The sequence below is a fragment of the Mucilaginibacter lappiensis genome (assembly GCF_900155965.1).
GTDB lineage: Bacteria > Bacteroidota > Bacteroidia > Sphingobacteriales > Sphingobacteriaceae > Mucilaginibacter > Mucilaginibacter lappiensis.
In genome coordinates this window covers 536,434-555,402 of the sequence record NZ_FTMG01000001.1, presented here as the reverse complement: position 1 = coordinate 555,402, position 18,969 = coordinate 536,434, and the positions used below count along the sequence as shown (strand labels likewise).

The 18,969-nt window shown below is 42.3% G+C and carries 11 protein-coding genes; 5 read left to right on the top strand and 6 right to left on the bottom strand.

Annotation, left to right across the window (positions count from 1 at the left end; all coding sequences use genetic code 11):
* The first annotated feature begins 10 nt into the window (after positions 1 to 10).
* Complete coding sequence (locus BW976_RS02320; protein WP_076369971.1) at positions 11 to 1,672, top strand: protein-disulfide reductase DsbD family protein; 1,662 nt, start codon at positions 11 to 13, stop codon at positions 1,670 to 1,672.
* A 591-nt stretch (positions 1,673 to 2,263) separates the two neighbouring features.
* Here BW976_RS02320 and BW976_RS02315 read toward each other — a convergent pair.
* The 4 genes from BW976_RS02315 to BW976_RS02300 form a co-directional block, all read right to left on the bottom strand.
* Positions 2,264 to 3,187, bottom strand: coding sequence for a PorP/SprF family type IX secretion system membrane protein (locus BW976_RS02315; protein ID WP_076370625.1), 924 nt, complete (start codon positions 3,185 to 3,187; stop codon positions 2,264 to 2,266).
* Positions 3,188 to 3,245: 58 nt separating this feature from the next.
* On the bottom strand, positions 3,246 to 10,826 hold the full coding sequence (locus tag BW976_RS02310) for an MBG domain-containing protein (RefSeq protein ID WP_076369969.1): 7,581 nt from the start codon (positions 10,824 to 10,826) through the stop codon (positions 3,246 to 3,248).
* A 67-nt stretch (positions 10,827 to 10,893) separates the two neighbouring features.
* Entirely contained in the window at positions 10,894 to 11,853 is a 960-nt protein-coding gene (locus BW976_RS02305) for a methionyl-tRNA formyltransferase (RefSeq protein WP_076369967.1), read from the bottom strand.
* 24 nt (positions 11,854 to 11,877) lie between these two features.
* Complete coding sequence (locus BW976_RS02300; RefSeq protein WP_076369965.1) at positions 11,878 to 12,417, bottom strand: phage tail protein; 540 nt, start codon at positions 12,415 to 12,417, stop codon at positions 11,878 to 11,880.
* Between the two features lie 503 nt (positions 12,418 to 12,920).
* Here BW976_RS02300 and BW976_RS02295 point away from each other — a divergent pair.
* From BW976_RS02295 to BW976_RS29995, 3 genes are read left to right on the top strand one after another with little or no spacing between them, the layout of a single operon-like run.
* Positions 12,921 to 13,043: a 3,4-dihydroxy-2-butanone-4-phosphate synthase gene (locus BW976_RS02295; RefSeq protein ID WP_084192026.1), complete on the top strand. Its 123-nt coding sequence runs from the start codon at positions 12,921 to 12,923 to the stop codon at positions 13,041 to 13,043.
* 20 nt (positions 13,044 to 13,063) lie between these two features.
* A complete protein-coding gene (locus BW976_RS02290) occupies positions 13,064 to 13,618 on the top strand; it encodes an SDR family NAD(P)-dependent oxidoreductase (RefSeq protein WP_076369963.1) in 555 nt (184 codons plus the stop codon).
* Positions 13,590 to 13,694 carry an SDR family oxidoreductase gene (locus BW976_RS29995; protein ID WP_084192025.1) on the top strand — a complete coding sequence of 35 codons (105 nt, stop codon included), beginning with the start codon at positions 13,590 to 13,592 and terminating at the stop codon, positions 13,692 to 13,694. The genes BW976_RS02290 and BW976_RS29995 overlap by 29 nt, the downstream gene beginning before the upstream one ends.
* A 742-nt stretch (positions 13,695 to 14,436) precedes the next feature.
* On the opposite strand, the gene BW976_RS02280 is transcribed toward BW976_RS29995, so the two are convergent.
* Positions 14,437 to 15,144 (bottom strand): LytR/AlgR family response regulator transcription factor, encoded by a 708-nt coding sequence (locus BW976_RS02280; protein WP_084192024.1) that lies wholly within the window; start codon positions 15,142 to 15,144, stop codon positions 14,437 to 14,439.
* The gene (locus tag BW976_RS02275; RefSeq protein WP_076369961.1) at positions 15,131 to 16,282 is read right to left on the bottom strand and encodes a sensor histidine kinase; all 1,152 of its coding nucleotides are present in this window, start codon (positions 16,280 to 16,282) and stop codon (positions 15,131 to 15,133) included. Before BW976_RS02275 ends, BW976_RS02280 begins: the two co-directional genes overlap by 14 nt.
* Before the next feature lie 234 nt (positions 16,283 to 16,516).
* On the opposite strand from BW976_RS02275, the gene BW976_RS02270 reads away from it, so the two are divergent.
* Complete coding sequence (locus tag BW976_RS02270) at positions 16,517 to 18,889, top strand: TonB-dependent receptor (RefSeq protein WP_076369959.1); 2,373 nt, start codon at positions 16,517 to 16,519, stop codon at positions 18,887 to 18,889.
* The last annotated feature ends 80 nt before the right edge of the window (positions 18,890 to 18,969 follow it).

Below are 18,969 nucleotides of genomic sequence, written 5' to 3'. Positions count from 1 at the left end.
TTTCAAGTACATGAAGCGATTATATATCGTGATTATAATGATCACAGGTTTGCTATTGGCCAAAAATCAACTAAAAGCGCAGGATACAGCCTCCACAAAAGGTGTTGAATTTACTTCGATACCTGCTACAACCCCCGTAGTAAAAAGTACTGGAGCAAATAAAAACAGTATTCATAAACAAGCAGAAAAAAAGACGATTAAAGCAGGCGGTGAACATCAAAAGCAGCAAACCTTATGGGCCATATTTTTGGCTGGTGTGGCGGGTGGCTTGGCTGCCTTGTTAATGCCCTGTATTTTCCCGATGCTGCCGCTTACGGTGAGTTATTTTACCAAGTCGGTTGATAAAAAGGGAAGTGCTGCGGGTAAGGCGGTGCTTTATGGTTTAAGCATTATCGTTATTTATGTTGTACTTGGCCTGCTTGTTACGGTAATATTTGGTGCGGATGCGTTGAATAGTTTGGCCACCAACGGCGTATTTAATTTCCTTTTCTTTTTACTCATTGTGATTTTTGCAGCATCTTTTCTGGGTGCGTTTGAAATTACACTGCCCAATTCGTGGGTAAATAAAATGGATCAAAATTCAGATAAAGACGGTTTTGCCGGGTTGTTCTTTATGGCAGCCACTTTAGCATTGGTTTCTTTTAGTTGTACCGGACCCATCATTGGCACATTGCTGGTACAGGCGGCTACAACAGGTGCACTGTTGGGGCCTGCTATAGGTATGTTTGGGTTTGCATTGGCCCTGGCTACACCTTTTGTATTGTTTGCTATGTTTCCATCCTGGTTAAAGTCTCTACCCAAATCGGGTGGATGGCTTAATAGCGTGAAAGTAGTGCTTGGCTTTTTAGAACTGGCTTTATCATTGAAATTTCTCTCTAACGTTGATCTTGCTTATCACTGGCACTGGTTTGACAGGGAGATCTTCCTGGTGCTATGGATTGTGATATTTGCCTTGATGGGCTTTTATCTGTTGGGTAAACTTACTTTCAGTCACGACAGTCCCTTAGCTCATATTTCAGTACCAAGATTGTTTCTGGCTATTATCGTATTGTCGTTTACGATGTACATGGTACCTGGTTTATGGGGAGCGCCTTTAAAATCAATCAGCGCCTTTTTACCGCCACAGTCAACCCAGGACTTTGATCTATCAACCATAGGCTCAGCAAACACTAATCAAAGTAACAGCAATGGTATGGCAGGCACAAAACCACATAAGTATGCCGATATTTTTGATAAACCTAAAGGATTTAACCCCTATTTTGATTACGATGAAGGTATTGCTTATGCCAAAAAGGTGCATAAGCCGGTCATGATCGACTTTACCGGCCATGCCTGCGTAAACTGCCGAAAAATGGAAGCTAACGTATGGCCAGATAAACAGGTTTATCAACGAATAAATTATGATTATGTATTGATTCAGCTTTATGTAGATGATAAAACCGACCTAACTCCAGCCGAACAAATCACTACACCCGAGGGCAAGCAGATTAAAACCGTTGGTAACAAATGGAGCTATTTGCAAACATCAAAGTTTGCGGCTAACTCACAACCATTTTATGTATTGCTCAACCCTGATACAGAAGAACCACTTGTTCCGCCTCAAGGTGCCGACTATGACCCTGTCGCTTATATTAACTACTTGGACAGCGGATTAAAAGCTTATGGCCAATAAAATATTCAAGAATCTTCGTTCCGTTCTTTATATCAGTTAATAGTTAGTTTAAAAGCACCCGTGAAGCAGGTGCTTTTGCTGTTCAAAATACATGAAAATAAAAGTGGGTATTCATCAAAACACGCCAATTATCTTTTTTTAACAAAAAAAAATTTATATAGGTTAGTCTAAATTTCTCGAAAGAAAATAAATGTTTTAAACGTATTATTTTATTAGTTTATCAAGAGTCATGAGTAAATCATTTACGGCAATAATAATTGGGGTTAAATCATGTAAAAAAGCAACACTGACCCGATCGAATCCAACACCTGCTTCAAAACAACATCGATTGAACAGTGTGGCCTACTCAAGTAATCATCAGCATAACGTAAGAGTAATTTATTTTATACCTTCTGATAATGATACCATTGCTGGATGACAAACATGTTTGAGCGTAGTATTACCGAAAGGACAATGTCGCATCTGATGTCACAGAAAAGAGTATAAATCCATGTTAAGCCTGTAAATTACCAATTTACAGGCTTTTTTGTTTTGCCCAAATGCAAAACAATACAGTGTATCTGATATCTATTCCGTAACCATTTATCCTATTTACTTGCGGAACAGTTTCAGTTTTAAACCCAATTCAAATGCACCTGCGGTATAGCCACTAAGCTTTCCTGTTTCCAGATTATAGGTAAAGTTAAAAGCATAGGCTCTTTGGTCAAACACCAAACCAAGCCCCGTACTTTGGTTACTATGGTATATGGCTTGTAACGATATAAAATAATTGCTCATGGTGAAGTTAAAACCGGCATCAACAATATCTTTAGCGCCTTTAACTTTACGATAAGCGGTAAGCGGTTCTATCAATAAATCGGTATAACCACTGCTTATATATATTTTATAACTGGCTGCTGCAAAAAACTCAACCCTATCTACATCTATACGTTCGATAGAATTTTTAAAAAAAGCGGCTTTTAAATTAGGGATAGCTCCTTCTAAAAATAAATTATCGCTGGTATAAGCTATACCAAAATCACCATCTACATAGGGTTTCGCCTGGTTGTACCGGGCTATTTGTTCATCCGTTTCATCTCCAACAATCTTGTCAACATCAATACGTCCATCGTTAACACCCAATGAAAGACCAAAATTCAATTTCTGATTATGCTCACCAAGTGGTAGATGATAGGCGTAAGTACCCATAGCGCGGGTCTGTCTGAGTAAACCAGATTGATCATCAGTTACGTTCAAACCCACACCTACCCTGTCTGTTGCCTGGTAATCTGCTGTAAGAGTTTGCGATTTCGGCGAACCAGGAAACGGACTCCATTGTTGACGATAGCCTAAATTAATGTTGAGTCCCTGATCCAAACCAGCCATAGCAGGATTAATCAGATACCTGTTCTGGAAATACATGGATTGAAAAGGGTTTAACTGCGCCTTGCTACACAATGTAAAACATGTAAGCAGCGCCATTAACAACAAAGGCTTTTTAAAACTTATATTTTTATGTTGTTTAAGGTTTTTCATTTTATTTATAATTTCTTTTGATCTGCGGTTTTTCTGTTTCTCTGGTTCTGGGCTGTTTTTACCTATCATGAATAATGGTGATGAACCCTTTGAATTTACGTTGCTGCGGACCGAGGTCAATAACATAATAATAAGTTCCTTCTGTTAGCGGAGCGCCGCCAAAGCTTCCGTTCCAATCATTAGTATAGCCATGTTTGTTGTAAACTGTGCGTCCTCCTTTGTCAAAAACTGTGACCGTATTATTGGGGTAGAGTTGGATATCGGCTATAACCCAGGTATCATTCTTACCGTCGCCATTAGGCGTAAGTATATTACTGGCCACGATATTTTTCTGATCCTCGCCCCTGTAAATAACCAGCGTATAGGTATTGGTGGTAACATGATCCTGGGCGGTAACTACTATGCTAATGGTGTTGTTACCGATATTGAGCGGGATATTGAATGATTGCCTGTCATTTGATGCCGAAGATCCGTTGATACTTGCTGTAGCCGTTGGATCAAAAGTGAGTGTAAGGCGCAACCCTGCTATTTCATTATCAACTTCAGAGCGGTAATTGAAGTTATCTGAATTAAATGAAGGTGTTAACGTGCCCGATGTTGACACCAGGTTAATCAGTTTGGCGTTGCTGAGCGCGATAACTGTTAATTTGCCTGGTACATAATTAAAGGAGTAGTTTGCTGATGCCGCGCCACTTACGGTAATAGGGTATGAACCCGGCAACGAAGTGGGATTTGCTACAGAAGCCAGCACTGGCAACTTGGTTAAAGCGGTCTGACCATCGTCGTTCACAAAACCGTTGTAAACCGCGGTGAACACCGGATTAGCTACACCATATAAACGACTCTTATCCTCGGCTATAATGGTTAAGGTTGCCTTACTAACGGTTAATGTACCCGGTACGTAAACAATTTTATAGTTGGCAATAGCAGCTCCGCTTACAGTAACAGGGTAGCTTCCCGCCCCCGATGTTTGTGTTGCTGCTGTCGTAATAATTGGCTTGGAGGTTAAAGTATTGCTGTTATCACCATTCACAAAGCCGCTGTAGGTTACGCTGAGGGCCGGATTTGCCGAGCCATAAATTTTACTGACATTATTAGCTGTAATGGTTAATGTAAGCTGGTTTACAACAATGTTTCCCGGCAAGTAGGTAATATGATAATTTGTCGGAGTAAATGTGCCTCCGGTGGCCGTACTGGCTACTACCGAGCTGTTGTAAGTTCCAACGCCAGCCCCGGCTGATGCACCTGTGCCATAAGTAATAGATACACTGCCGATGGTTTCAGTACCGATCAAACCAGTTGATGTAAACGCAGTTGAAGCCGTCTGATTGGTTAAGGTTTGTCCGTAGCTTTTGGTTGCGTTATTAGCCGTAATGATAAGGGCAGCAGATGTTACTGTTAATGTACCTGCTTTATAAACTATAGAGTAATTGGCAGATACGGCACCGTTGGCTGTTATTGGATAATTACCTACCGGCGAATTAGCCACTGCCACAGTACTTACCGTTGGCTGGGTGGTTAAGCTTGAAGTGTTATCGCTGCCTGCGAAACCGCTATAACTTACATTAAAGGCCGGATTTGCGGAACCATATATCTTAGTGGCATTATTAGCTGTAATGGTTAACGCCTTTTGGGTTATGGTCAGATTTGCACCGGCATAAGTCAGCGTATAATTAGTATTAAGCGCCAGGGTACCCTGCTGAATAACATAAACACCTACGTTTTCACCGGTAACTCGGGTAAGGGCTCCTGTAAATTTATCTGTACCTATTAATGCCCCATGAGTGATCTTGTAAGTCAATTCCGGATCAGCGTCACCGTAAGTCTTGGTTTGCGCATCAGCCGTTATCGTGAGGGCTGCTTTATTAATAGTCAGATTAGCCCCTACATAAGTCAGGGTATAATTAGTATTAAGCACCAGGCTTCCTTGCTGAATGAGATAACTACCTGCATTTTCGCCGGCAATACGGCTAAGTGCACCGGTAAATTTATCAGTACCTATCAAAGCGCCATTTGTGATCTTGTAAGTCAATGCCGGATCTGCTGTGCCATAAATTTTGGTTTGATCATCTGCAGTTACCGTGATCGCTGCCTTACCGATGGTCAGATTGGCGCCAACATAAGTCAGGGTATAATTGTTGCTGAGCACCAGTGTTCCTTGCTGAATAGGATAAGTACCCACATTTTCGCCGGTAGTACGGGTCAATACGCCGGTAAATTTATCGGTACCTACCAAAGCTCCATTTGTAATCTTGTAGCTTAATGCCGGATCGGTATTACCATACACTTTGGTTTGTGCATCTGCTGTTACGGTGATAGTCTCTTTACCAATAGTGAGATTGGCACCAACATAAGTCAGCGTATAATTGTTGCTGAGTGCCAGAGTGCCCTGCTGAATAGCATAAGCGCCTACGTTTTCGCCGGTAACACGGGTAAGGGCACCTGTCAAATTATCCTTACCAACCAAAGCGCCATTTGTGATCTTATAAGTCAGTGCCGGATCATCATCACCATAGGCTTTGGTTTGCGCGTCAGCAGTTACCGTGATGGCTGCTTTACCTATTGTCAGGTTTGCACCAACATAAGTAAGGGTATAATTGCTGCTAAGTGCCAGGGTACCTTGTTGAATAGCGTAAGTTCCGGCGTTTTCACCCGGAGCACGTATAAGCGCACCAGTAAATGTATCAGCAAATTTTAACGTTCCGCTGGTGATCTTGTAGGTCAGTGCCGGATCAGTGTCGCCATAGGCCTTGGTTTTCGCATCAGCGGTTATCGTGATAGCTGCTTTACCAATGGTTAGGTTAGCACCAACATAAGTCAAAGTATAATTGCTGCCGAGCGTCAGGCTACCCTGCTGAATGGCGTAAGTTCCTGCATTTTCGCCGGTAACACGGGTAAGCGAGCCGGTAAATTTATCACCAGGTGCCAATACTCCGCCGGAGATCTTATAGGTTAATACCGGATCAACATCGCCATAAGTCTTGGTTTGCACATCAGCAGTTACGGTAATGGCCGTTTTGCCAATAGTGAGGTTAGCACCTACATAAGTCAGGTTATAATTGCTGCTGAGTGCCAGCGTACCTTGTTGAATAGCGTAAGTACCTGCATTTTCGCCTGGGGCACGCGTAAGCGCGCCGATAAACGTATCCGCAAATTTTAACGTTCCGCTGGTAACCTTGAACGTAAGCGCCGGATCAGCGGCACCAAAAGCTTTGCTTTGCGCATCAGCAGTTACAGTGATATCTGCCTTACCGATGGTAAGGTTTGCTCCGGCATAGGTCAATGCATAATTGCTGCTGATTGCCAAAGTGCCCTGCTGAATAGCATAAGTACCTGCATTTTCTCCCGGAGCACGGCTAAGCGCTCCGGTAAATGTATCCGCAAATTTTAACGTTCCACTAGTGATCTTGAAGGTTAACGCCGGATCGACCGAACCGTAAGGTTTGGTTTGTGCATCGGCAGTAACCGTGATGGCGGCTTTGTTAATGATGAAGTTAGCGCCCGCATAAGTCAACGTATAATTGTTATTGAGCGCCAGGGTGCCCCGCAAAATAGCATAGGTTCCGGCATTTTCGCCTGGGGTACGGGTAAGCGTGCCGGTAAATGCATCTGTCCCAACCAATGCTCCGGTAGTAACTGCATAGGTTAAAGTAGGATCAACATTGCCATAAATTTTATTCCCCACATTGGCGGTTACCGTGATAGGGGCTTTGCCTACGGTAATATTCCCGGCAGCATAGCTGATGTTATAATTTGCCGCGTTAAATGTACCGCCTGTAGCAGCGCTGGTTACAATGGCCCCGGTGTAAGTATTTACCGCATCGCCCGCTGCCGCACCCGTTCCATAATTGATGGTGACACTGCCGATAGTTTCGGCACCTACCAACCCGGTTGACGTAAACGCGGTTGAACCTGCGCCTCCGGTTAGGTTTTGTCCATATATTTTATTCTTGTTATCGGCTGTGATCTTCAAAGCAGCAGGTGTTACACTAAGTGTTCCAGGCTGATAAACAATGGTGTAATCTGACGATACCGCGCCACTTGGGGTTATTGCATAAGTGCCTACCGGCGAATTGATAATCGCCGGAGTGCTGACAGTAGGCAGTGTAGTTAAGCTGGAAGGACCATCGGTACCTACGAAACCACTATAGGTTACCGTCAGGGTAGGAACGGGTGCGCCATATGTTTTGATGGTGCTGTTGGCTGTTATGGTTAAAATAGCTTGCCCAACGGTGAGTGTACCGGCGGTATAGGTAATATTATAATTAGCCGCGTTGAAAGTACCACCCGTAGCGCTGCTTGGCACTATGGAACCCGGATATGATCCCGCAACAGCATTGGCCGCTGCACCCGCGCCATAAGTAATGGTCACACTGCCTATGGTTTCGGCACCCACCAAACCGGTAGATGTAAAATCAACAGAGCCCGGTCCGCCGGTAATTGGTGTTCCAAATGCTTTGCCTTTATTATTGGCGGTAATGGTCAGTGCAGCCCTTGTTACGCTTAAAGTGCCGTTTGTATAAGCGATGGCATAATTTGCAGATACCGCGCCACTGGCCGTAACAGGATAAGTATCAACCGGTGAATTATTTACAGCTGTTGTATTCACAGTAGGCGCAACGGTTAAACTGGCTGCATTATCCGTTCCTACAAAACCGGTGTAAGTTACGCTAAGTGCCGGGTTTACCGAGCCATAAGTTTTTGTGGCATCACTGGCTGTAATGGTTAATGCTGCCGGTGTTACTGTCAACGTTCCTGGCTGATAAATAAAGGTATAATTAGATGATACCGCGCCACTTGGTGTTATTGTATAAGTACCTACCGGCGAATTGGTTACTGCCGGCGTTGTTAAAGCAGCCCCCCTAATTAAACTGAATGCATTATCTGTGCCCACAAAGCCACTGTAGTTTACTCTCAATAGCGGAACAGCCGCTCCGTAGGTTTTAGTAGCATTATTGGCCGTAACGGTTAATGGAGCTGGTGTTACCGTTATTGTTCCCGGCTGATAAACAATAGTATAGTTTGACGATACCGCACCGCTCACTGTTATTGGATAAGTGTTCACCGGCGAATTGGTAACCGCCGTAGTGCTGACAGTAGGCAGTGTAGTTAAACTGGATGCGTTATCTGTGCCCACAAAACCGCTATAACTTACCGTTAGGGTTGGTACGGGTGCTCCATATATTTTGATGGTGCTGTTAGCTGTTATCGTTAAAATAGCCTGCCCAACGGTGAGTGTGCCGGCGGCATAGGTAATATTGTAATTAGCTGTGTTGAAAGTACCGCCTGTTGCCGCACTCGGAACTATAGAGCCGGCATAGGGCCCAACCGGAGCGTTGGCAGCTGCGCCTGCGCCGTAAGTAATGGTTACGCTGCCTATGGTTTCTGCATTAGCCAAACCTGTAGAAGAAAAATCAACAGAGCCAGCACCGCCGGTAATGGCCGAACCAAATGCTTTGCCTTTATTATTGGCCATAATGGTTAATGCGGCTTTGTTTACCACAATATTGCCGGCTACATAATTAATGGTATAGTTTGCCGGGTTAAATGTGCCGCCGTTTGCGGCGCTGGCTATTACTGTGCCAGTGTAGGTGTTAACCGCGGCATTGGCGGCAGCGCCTGTTCCGTAAGCAAGGGTAACATTATCAACGGTTTCTGTACCAACCAATCCGGCAGTGGTAAACTCTGTAGTTGTGCCTCCGCCGGTAAGGGTCTGGCCGTAAGTTTTGGTTATATTTTTAGCAGTGATGGTCAGTTTTTTAGGGCTAACTGTGCTGGCAACTGTTGGTAAATTTACACTACTTGCACCGGTATTGCTCAATACTACATTGCCCGAATAGCTACCCGCGTTGGTGCTGGCCGCCAATCTGATGTACACAGGTGTTGAAGGAATCGTTCCGGCTGAGCCAATGGTAACCGTAGGGGCAAATGTGGTGTTATCCATACTCACTTCAAAACCGGTTGGTGCGGTAACCAATATCCCAGCGGTAAGGTTTATTCCCGATACATTGAATGTACCTGAGGCCGATGCCGTGCCGTATGTGCTGTTGAGTGCCGATAACGTACCGCTGGTACTGATCGCCGACAGGGCAATACTCACAGTTTTACTGGCCGGGTTACTGTCCAAAGTACCATCATTTACTGAAAAGGTAATGGTTCGTACATTTGCTGTAGGGGGCACCTGTTGGTTCCTGTAAACTACAGCACGCAAGGCAGCCTGCCACTGTGCAATAGTAGCTACGCCACTCGACGACTGCAAGGAGAGCACACCGACGAGCCGATTATAAGAACCGGTAATATCACCTGTGGTTCCATTGGGTGTAAACACCAGTTGATCCTCTGCTGAGTGCAGCCCCCCGGTAATGGATATTACACCGGATGCTAAAGTGCCACCATCATCACTCACCGTAATTCCCGGATCAACAACAGCATCCGCACCAGAAAATACGGTTGCGCCTGTAGATGCAGTTACTACTGGTGCGGTGTTGACGTGGGTTAGCGTCACCGTAACCGTGTTGCCATCAACCTTGCCATCATTAACTTTATAAGTAAACTGATCATTAGTAGTACCAGTTGGGGTATAAGTAAAACTGCCGTTGGGATTTAAAGCCAGGGTGCCATTGGCCGGGCCGGATACCAATATGGCGGTCAGGGGATCACCGTCGGCATCGGTATCGTTACCTAAAACGCCGGGAGCGGCAACGGTTAAAGTTGTCCCTGTATTAAAATTATAGTTATCAGCCACCGCTACCGGTGCGGTATTGGCAAGCGTGTTAAAGAACAAATCGGCACCATAAGCTGTACCCCTGGTATTGGTAGCATAGGCCCTGAAGTAATATCTGGTACCACTTGCAAGCCCTGCGGCGTTTGCCGAAATGGCACCTGTACCGGAGCCATTAGTTAATTTAGTGCCGGTTACGATATTGGGATTGGGTGAGGTGCCGTAAACTATACCTTTTTCGGTCACTGTAGCACCACCGTCAGCAGTTACAGTACCTGTTAATGTGGCCGAGCTGGCGGTAATCGCTGCTGAGTTATCGGTAGTTACAGTTGGGGCGCTCGGTGCCGCTACAATAACTACATCATCAATACCAACGCCAAAAGAGGCAGCTTGATCACAAGTGAACCTGATTTCATCAATATTGATGAAGGCCCCTAATTGTGATTCGGGGATATTCACAAGTGCCACCGAGCCGAGGGAGGCTGTTGATGTCGACCCCTGTTCCCTGCCGCCTTTGAAGGCGTGCACGGTAATTACCTGAGCACCGCCGGCTGCTGCACCTACCGAGGTTGGTGTAACCGATACGCTCTTCAATGTAAATAAAGCACCTGATGCCGTAAGTAAACGGGCAAAGCTAAATGTCGCAGCCGTACCCACCTTTTGCAGCCGGATGAATGGGTTACCACCCAGGGCCGAGGACAGGATGCGCTGTTCGCCGGTTCCCTGGCACTGTAGCACCCAGCCATTGGCCACACTGCAATTAGCAGTGGTGAGATTAAGATTGGCAATGCCATTGTTATCAGCCAGTATAGTACCCGAAGTTGGGAAACAAGACCAGTCGAAAGTTTGGGCCGAGGCCCTCAAACTGGTTATGATACTTAAAAGGCCTATAAAAAAAACGAGTAAATGTTTTTTCATTTTAATAAGGTTGATTGGTAAGACCGGCACCTATGATTACCGGTCTGTAATAATTTTATAATAGTTTTTAGTTAGTTTCTGCTGTTGTGTGGGTTAAATGCGGCACACTGCTTGCAAAGCTTTGCCCGCTTTTAAAACCATAGGCACCGGCAAACCTGGCCGGTACATAATTATTGCCCATCTTAAAAAAGTTAATATTTAATAGACGAGCGCCTTTACACATTACGGCAAACGTGCGCTTGTTAATAATAATAGTGCCCGATGGATAAGAATGGTTATTGGCTAAGCCAATGGAGGCGTCTAGTATTTTTAATTCCTGCCCGTTAATAAGTGAAACAGCACCCATGTTCCAGGGATTACAAGCCTGGATAGTGTCTATGATTTCTGCGGCCTCCATTTTCTGCCAATTAATAAAAACATCTTTTAGCTCAGGTCGCGGATAATACACTGCCAGACTTTCATCCTGTTCAGTAAGCGGTAATCTGGTGCCGCTGTTAACACCATTCACTATGGCAAGTACGCCTTGTATCTGTAATTGGCTAAGCAGCTGATGAACAGTGTCGTAGTTGTAATGTGGCTGATTCGATATATTTTGCTGCCAGATGATCGGGCCGCTGTCTAACTGGTCTGTAAGTACATGAATAGCCAGCCCTATTTGCTGGCCGCCGTTCCGCAATTGCCAGAAAACTGGCGATGGCCCGCGAAATTGCGGCAGGGCGCCAAAATGAATGTTATAGGCGCCATGTGGTATTTGTTTTAGGTATTGCGTTTTAACAATACTGCTATAACCCGAAAAAAAAACGATATCATGTTGATGCAGCCAGGCATAAAGGTCGGCTTTATCGTGTTCAAATGTAAGTCCAATGCCGCCAGCATTGCAATAGTTCACCGTTTCGGGCACACTGTTGTCTGGTGCCGTAGAACCACCCACGTAAAGCATAAGCCCTGCTTTCGCCTTATAATTATATAAGGCCGAAAGCAGGGGCATATACAGCGTTGCCGAATTGGAAACAATACCTATTTTCATCAGTTTACTGAGCCGTATATTCTATTAGTTGCGAGACGGGAATATTCCCTCCAGCGCGATAATAAAAGTTACCGCAAGGTATGGCTGCATATTATCATGAGGCAGGTTTTGACCAATCGGGGCGATAGAATTATTAGCCATGATTGTGTTGACATTTGTCCCCGCTGTGAAGTTTATCGGATTGCCGCCAGCGTCAGGATCTGTTGAAACAGCCAATACACCATTTGTTGGCGAAGGCTGGTTCCCGGTGTTGGTACTTGCATTAAGCGCATGGTTGTGCGTTGGCATTTGTGAAATTAACAGGGTTACACTTTCCTCGCCGGCTGCTTCGCCGATAACCCTGGGCGTTAAACCGGGTCCTTGTCCCCAATGCATAGGTGAGCGTCCTTGTAGATTTGGTAAGGCAAAGGTTCTGATGCCGTCGCCCCCATAAGTAGTGCCCAAAATAGAGAAAAGAGCCTGATTTTGTGCGATAGCTAAAAGCTGACCGTTACAAAGAGCCCAGCCGCGCGGCGCAAAATTGCCGGCAAATAATGAGATAGTGCCTAAAAATGGATTGTCCATAATTTTAAAGGTGATTGGTTTGGTTATTGGGTTTAATTAATTTGTGATATCATAAAGGATTAAATTCCTTAGACGACAAGACATACCATGCCCAGGCACACTTAATATAGTATGATGCCAGTGCATACGATGATCTTAAGATAACAAGGGGGGGCTTTGAGTGATCTTCATGCTTAAAAAGGGTTAGGGTTTATATTATAATTATAAATATAATTATATTTATAATTATAATATCAGTTCTTTTTATTCATTTTCAATGAATATTCTAGGAAAACAACGCATAAAATTTTATTGGTTTAATTTACCAAGGATATGCAAATCTGAATAAGCGATGGGATTATGTTAGCGGTAACTGCCCAATAAGAGAAGCTTAAAATAAATTGTATCATATCTTAATTGGTTATTTGCAAAAAAATCAAGGAAATATTACGGAGATCTTATAAAAGTTAAGTCATAAAGGTTTTTCGGATGACTCAATATGTTAGTTTGCTGCGCAGATAAACATGTCATTACCACTTGAGTTGGCATCACTTACTGGTCTTGGACCCGCAGGTATAATTGTGGAAATATTAAACGACGACGGGACTATGGCTCGTCTGCCTGATCTGATTAAGATCGCTGCGTGATTCAGCTGAAAATAGTTTCTATGAAAGACCTGATAGCCTACCGCCAACGCAAGGAAAAAATCATTGGCAAAGAAACAACTATCCGTATTCCCACTAAATACGGTTTGTTTAGCCTGATTACTTTCATCCAAACAGATACAGGTAAACATCACCTAGCATTTGTAAAAGATGATGGCAATAGTGAGGGGTGTGTTATTATTGTGGCCGAAATTATTGGTTCTGGACAAAAAGCGGCAGCCCTACTAATAAATACCGGCGAAATCGGAAGATTTGAGATGTTTTTCGGGGAACTGAAAAATACATTAGGTGATACCTTTAATACCGATCATATTCATTTCCTGATCAATAATGCAGGTATGGGTATATATGCAAACTTTGCCGAAACAATAGAAGAAAATCTTGACCAGTTAATCAATGTCCATTTTAAAGGGGTTTTCCTGTTAAGACAGAATGCGTTACCGCTGATGAATGATGGTGTGCCATTATTAATATTTCTACCGGTTTACTTCTCCCGGCTGTTCCGCCTATGCGAGTGTCAAGGGCGCTGTGGAAACTTTAGAGCATTATCAGGCTAAAGAATTAGGCAGTCACGGCATCCGGGTCAACATCGTAGCGCCAGGCGCTATAGATTCCGAAAACTTACCAATGTGATAGTGATTTAGACGACAAGAACCTTAAAGAGAAATCGAACTACCGAAAAGTGCCTTAATTCCATTTCTACACTGTTTTTCAGACCGTTAAGTCTTAACGGTTCAAGAATTTCTTTGCTAAAATCGAACTAAAAGACCATGCTTTATAAAGAATTGACTATCAGGTATTTTGTGGCATAAAAAAAGGAGGCAACACTTATATGTTGTCTCCTTAAGTGGGTAGGTGGGGGTCAGGTCGAACACTTAATTCCTCTTTTGCTGTTGATTAGTGAATTGAAAATCAATTAGTTATATTTTTATATTTAGTGGGATTTGTATACTTATCTATCTGTTTTCTTTGCTAATTAATCGTTACCATTTGTTATTGTATAAAAAACTGCACGGCAAAAATGTTCGATTGTCGAACACTTATTGATTTACAATTAGTTAAGTTTTTATCGGAATGTAAGTTGCTAATTTACAATAATATATCTTGATCTTAATTTGAACGTGACACGTTGCAAATAAAGACATCAATGGACATTCCGGCACCATTGACCATCCGGTTCTGGAAATGCAGGACGAGCAATTCTGCTACACTTTGATCCTGTTAAACGATTGAAGGTAAAGATGTCTCTCTATCTCGAACTTACACAAATTGGTGCTCCGAGTGGCCCGGAATTACCTGGTCAAGGCCTTCGGAACCTCCAGTTATAATAATAAATTCTTTGAACCACAAATAATCGGCTTTGATTTTCAAATCCTTAGCTTTCAATCTTATTCATGAAATCGGCTTTAAAATTACTACCTATTGGAATTTGGGTGCTACCAATTTCAATGGTGTTACCATAAACAGTAGTAATAGCATTCATTGCCACGATATAAGATTTATGAACCCTGATAAAAGCGTTAGCAGGCAAAATTTCTTCCAAGGCTTTCATGGTGTAGGTGATTAAATAAGGTTTCGAGTTTGTATGAATACGCACAAAATTTTGCATACCCTCTACATACAGCATGTCTGCGAAATTTATCTTCACCAGTTTGTTATCATGTTTTACAAACATAAATGTTGCTTCGGCTGCATTATTGTTGGTTCCCCTTTCAGCTCCGGCATTTAACCGTTCGGTAACTTTTTCGGCTGCCTGTAACAGACGATGCATAGAAATGGGTTTCAGCAGATAATCAACTACATCTAGCTCATAGCCGTCCATCGCATATTTATTATAGGCAGTTGTGAAAATAACAAGGGGAGGTTTTTTTAACGATTTTAAAAAATCTATGCCGGTAATAATGGGCATTTTAATATCCAGAAATATCACATCAACCGGGGAAGATTGCAATGCTTCAAATGCCTCAATAGCATTGCTGCAAACACGCAGGATCTTCCATCCACCCAATTGTGAAACGAAGGCCTCCATCATTTTGCGGGCCTGGGGTTCATCATCAACAATAATGCAGTTAATAGTTTTCATTAATTATAGAAAGATTGGGTATTGAGTTTAAATAATTTTGCGATGGCACCGGATTAAGCCGTAAAATTAGATTTACTTCAAATACTTTTTGCTTAGCGGTAATATCCAATTGGTGCTTATTAGGGAAATAGTATTGCAGTCGTTTCTTTACGTTCTGTAAACCGATACCGCCCGGCTTTACTTCGCTGTTGGTTGCTGGCGCAATAAAATCATTTTCAACTTTTAAATGTAATCGTTCCTGTTGCAGTGTAATGGATATATTAATCCATGACTTGTCAAGTTGTGTAGCTGCACCATGTTTAAAGGCATTTTCAACAAAGGGCATTAGCAGCAAAGGCGGGATCTGCAAATCATCAAAATTACCGGTAGTTTCAAAGTGAATCTTTACCCTGTCATCACAACGTACACGTTCTAGTTCTACATAGTCTGCAAGCATACTTATTTCTTTTTCCAGGTCAATATATTCTTCATCACATTCATATAAGGCAAACCGCATAAATTCAGAAAGCCGACCTATCAATTCTATCGATCTCATTTTTTCATCCTGCACAATAAATGACTGTATATTATTCAATGTATTGAACAAAAAATGTGGGTTAACCTGTGATTTTAGAAAATCAAGCTCCAGCCGGAGATTTTGTTTTTCGAGAGTTGATTTAATACGATCATGGATATACCAGTCGTCCATAAATTTCACGTAGGCTCCCGCGATGAGGATAAGAAATGCAAAGACCAAATTATCATGAAAGAAAAAGCTGTAGGATACATTTTGGGGATAGTTTGAAATACCTAAAATCAAAAATTCCAGTTTTTGCTCTATTACCCATCTGAAGGGTACATACAAAAAGAACATACCTATAAGCCCAGCTGTTTTGATGAGTAAGGCTGTGCTTTGCTTCAACTGGGGTCTGTTACGTAAAACTACAAATGCTGTAAAATAAATGCAGGCTAGCGTTAATGCATAAAAAATTAAGGAAACTGGTCCATAAGACTCTGACCACTGGAAATTATACTTCTGATAGTACAGCAGTTTAAAAACTGGCTGACAGGTTATAATAATGAGTATAAAAATGGTGTGCAGGTAAACCCTTCTCCAATTTATTTTGGCTGCAAACTTTTTAATATTATTTTCTTCCATACCCAAATTTCTGCCAATGTAATCAACAAAAAGATTTTTGATGATGAAATTAATATTTATGCTGACAAAACTATGTTTCTGAATGATGAAAGCTGTTTATATTCAAATTTAAGGTACAGATAACCTGTTTTTAAGGCTTTGTCAGGCTATCTGTAAGGTTGGTCAAACTTATTTAATATAGCTGCCGGTAAACTGTTGTTTTGAATCGTAATCAAAAAACAAATCGCAGCAGCAATGAAAAAATTAATATTAAGCCTTGTTTTATTAAATGCAGTCAAAATCTTATCCGCACAAAGCATTAAAGGAACAATTACCGATAGTAAAACCCATCAGCCATTATCATACTCAACTGTAAGCTTATTAAAAGCGGCAGACTCAAGCCAGTTGAAAGGCGGGTTGGCTGATGATAATGGCTTGTATAAATTAGAAAACATTAAAGCAGGTAATTACCTGTTATCGGCACAAATTGTAGGATACGTTAAAAAGCTGGTTCCTGTTACGGTTATAAAGGATGAAATTAATGTAAGTATAGATTTGGCTCCCCAAACAAACCAGTTAAGTGAGGTTACTATAAAAGCCACCAAGTCACTTATTGAGCGCCATGCTAATAAAATGGTTTTCAATGTAGAGAACAGTACAGTAGCTGCCGGGAATAATGGCATGGAGTTGCTTAAAATGGCCCCGCTGGTAACATTGAGCCAGGATAATACCGTAAAGCTTAAAGGAAAGGACAATGTAATGGTGATGTTGGATGGTAAAATTATTCCGGGAGAAACCGCGGGCAGCTTGTTGCAAAGCATGTCGGCCGAGCAGATCTCTAAAATTGAGATCATTACCAATCCATCGGCAAAATATGATGCTTCGGCAACCGGTGGTATTATCAACATCATTACTAAAAAGGGAACCGGCATGGGATTGAACGGTACGGCGAACCTTTCTGCTTCAAGAAGTGATTATGGAAAATATAATGGAGGAGTTTCACTGAATTACCGCATCAACAAATTAAACATTTATGGCAATATAAATTTAAGGGACGGGAAAGGCTATAGAAATGAAGGCTTGATCCGCTACCTTCAAACAGACGGGCAGCCAATAACGCTTGAAACTCCAACCGAACTATTTACACATGGGAAAGCGGAAACAGGAAAGCTGGGAATTGATTATACGCTGAACAAAACCAGTACAATGGGTTTCTCTGTAGAAGGCCTGTTTTTACAATCCGATAATCGTGCTAACGCTACTTCTTATTTCAGAGATGAGGCAGGCACGTTGGATTCTGTACTTACTTCGGCCAGCCGCCCCGGTAGAAACAACAACTATACCTCGTATGATCTTAATTATAGAAATAAGATCAATGCGAAGGGTGAAGAAATAACTATCGATCTTAATCAGTCGCACTTTACCGGCCTTACTAAACAGGATTTGGACGCGCAGATGGTTGCGGTTTCAACAAACAAACCCGTTGAATATAGTTCGTCTGTAACCCGTACAAATTCGTTATTTAATATAACGACCTTTCAAACAGATTATACCCTGCCGCTTGATACCAATATTACCCTGGAAACAGGTGTGAAAAATTTGTACACAAGCTCAGCTAACCGTTCGTCTAATCAGGATGTAAATTCTCTTACTGGTGCGCCTGATTTTAGCAACACTTCCTATAAAGAGAATATAGCTGCCGGCTATCTTATCCTTACTCAACAGTTAAAAACATTAAAGCTGCAAGGGGGAATAAGGGCCGAGCAAACCAGTGCCAGCCTGAGCAACGCTAACCTAAATACAAACTATCTGAACTTTTTTCCAAGCGCAGTTATTGATAAGAAGTTTTCAGATAAATATGAACTAACCTTCTCTTATGCCGGTAAAATTAACCGCCCGGCTTATCAATCACTTATACCGTTTGTAGTACCCATCGACCGTTATACACAGGAAAAAGGGAATCCAAACTTGAAACCGGAATATGCGCACAGCTTTGAACTCACCAATAACATTCATGATATCTCTATTACTTTAGGGTACACCTACACACATAACGCCATCACAGATTTTATTGAGCAGGATGAGCAAACAAAGGTATGGACCTTTATGAAAGGTAATTTTACTCACTTGGAAAACTACAGTGTGGCCGTTGTTTTGCCTTATAACATTATCCGGTGGTGGAACAGTAACAATACAGTAGTAGGCTTGTACAATTCATATTATGGCGACAATGTGGGCGGTAGCATTTACAATCACGGAAAGTTTAGCTACAACCTGAATTCAATAAACACATTTTCTTTATCCAACAATATGAAGGCCGAGTTGACAGCTATTTACAGCTCAGCGAGTATTGATGGTCTATACCAGATCTCACATTACTCCATGGTTAATGCGGGCGTATCGAAAAACTTTTTTGAAAAGATGCTGAATGTTAAACTTGGCGTAAATGATATTTTTAAGGGCAGTGGCTACACGCTCAGCTCGAATGCCGGTTCAATACATATGAACGGTCATAGTTATTCAGATAGCAGACGAGTTACCTTAAGCTTATCTTATAAGTTCGGTAAAAAAATAGCACCAGCCCATCAAAGTAATCATGATGATGTGAAAGACAGGCTTAGTTTATAATTTCATTATCAATTGAATTGTTTCGGGAATTGTTTCATATGTTAATAATGCACCTTGATTTTTTCAAAACCAAGGTACAT

Bases quoted from the DNA above. Each gene is read 5' to 3' on its own strand.
- BW976_RS02305 (WP_076369967.1), bottom strand. From the start codon at position 11,853: ATGAAAATAGGTATTGTTTCCAATTCGGCAACGCTGTATATGCCCCTG.
- BW976_RS02310 (WP_076369969.1), bottom strand. From the start codon at position 10,826: ATGAAAAAACATTTACTCGTTTTTTTTATAGGCCTTTTAAGTATCATA.
- BW976_RS02300 (WP_076369965.1), bottom strand. From the start codon at position 12,417: ATGGACAATCCATTTTTAGGCACTATCTCATTATTTGCCGGCAATTTT.
- BW976_RS02290 (WP_076369963.1), top strand. From the start codon at position 13,064: ATGAAAGACCTGATAGCCTACCGCCAACGCAAGGAAAAAATCATTGGC.
- BW976_RS02270 (WP_076369959.1), top strand. From the start codon at position 16,517: ATGAAAAAATTAATATTAAGCCTTGTTTTATTAAATGCAGTCAAAATC.
- BW976_RS02275 (WP_076369961.1), bottom strand. From the start codon at position 16,282: ATGGAAGAAAATAATATTAAAAAGTTTGCAGCCAAAATAAATTGGAGA.
- BW976_RS02280 (WP_084192024.1), bottom strand. From the start codon at position 15,144: ATGAAAACTATTAACTGCATTATTGTTGATGATGAACCCCAGGCCCGC.
- BW976_RS02315 (WP_076370625.1), bottom strand. From the start codon at position 3,187: ATGAAAAACCTTAAACAACATAAAAATATAAGTTTTAAAAAGCCTTTG.
- BW976_RS02320 (WP_076369971.1), top strand. From the start codon at position 11: ATGAAGCGATTATATATCGTGATTATAATGATCACAGGTTTGCTATTG.
- BW976_RS02295 (WP_084192026.1), top strand. From the start codon at position 12,921: ATGTCATTACCACTTGAGTTGGCATCACTTACTGGTCTTGGACCCGCA.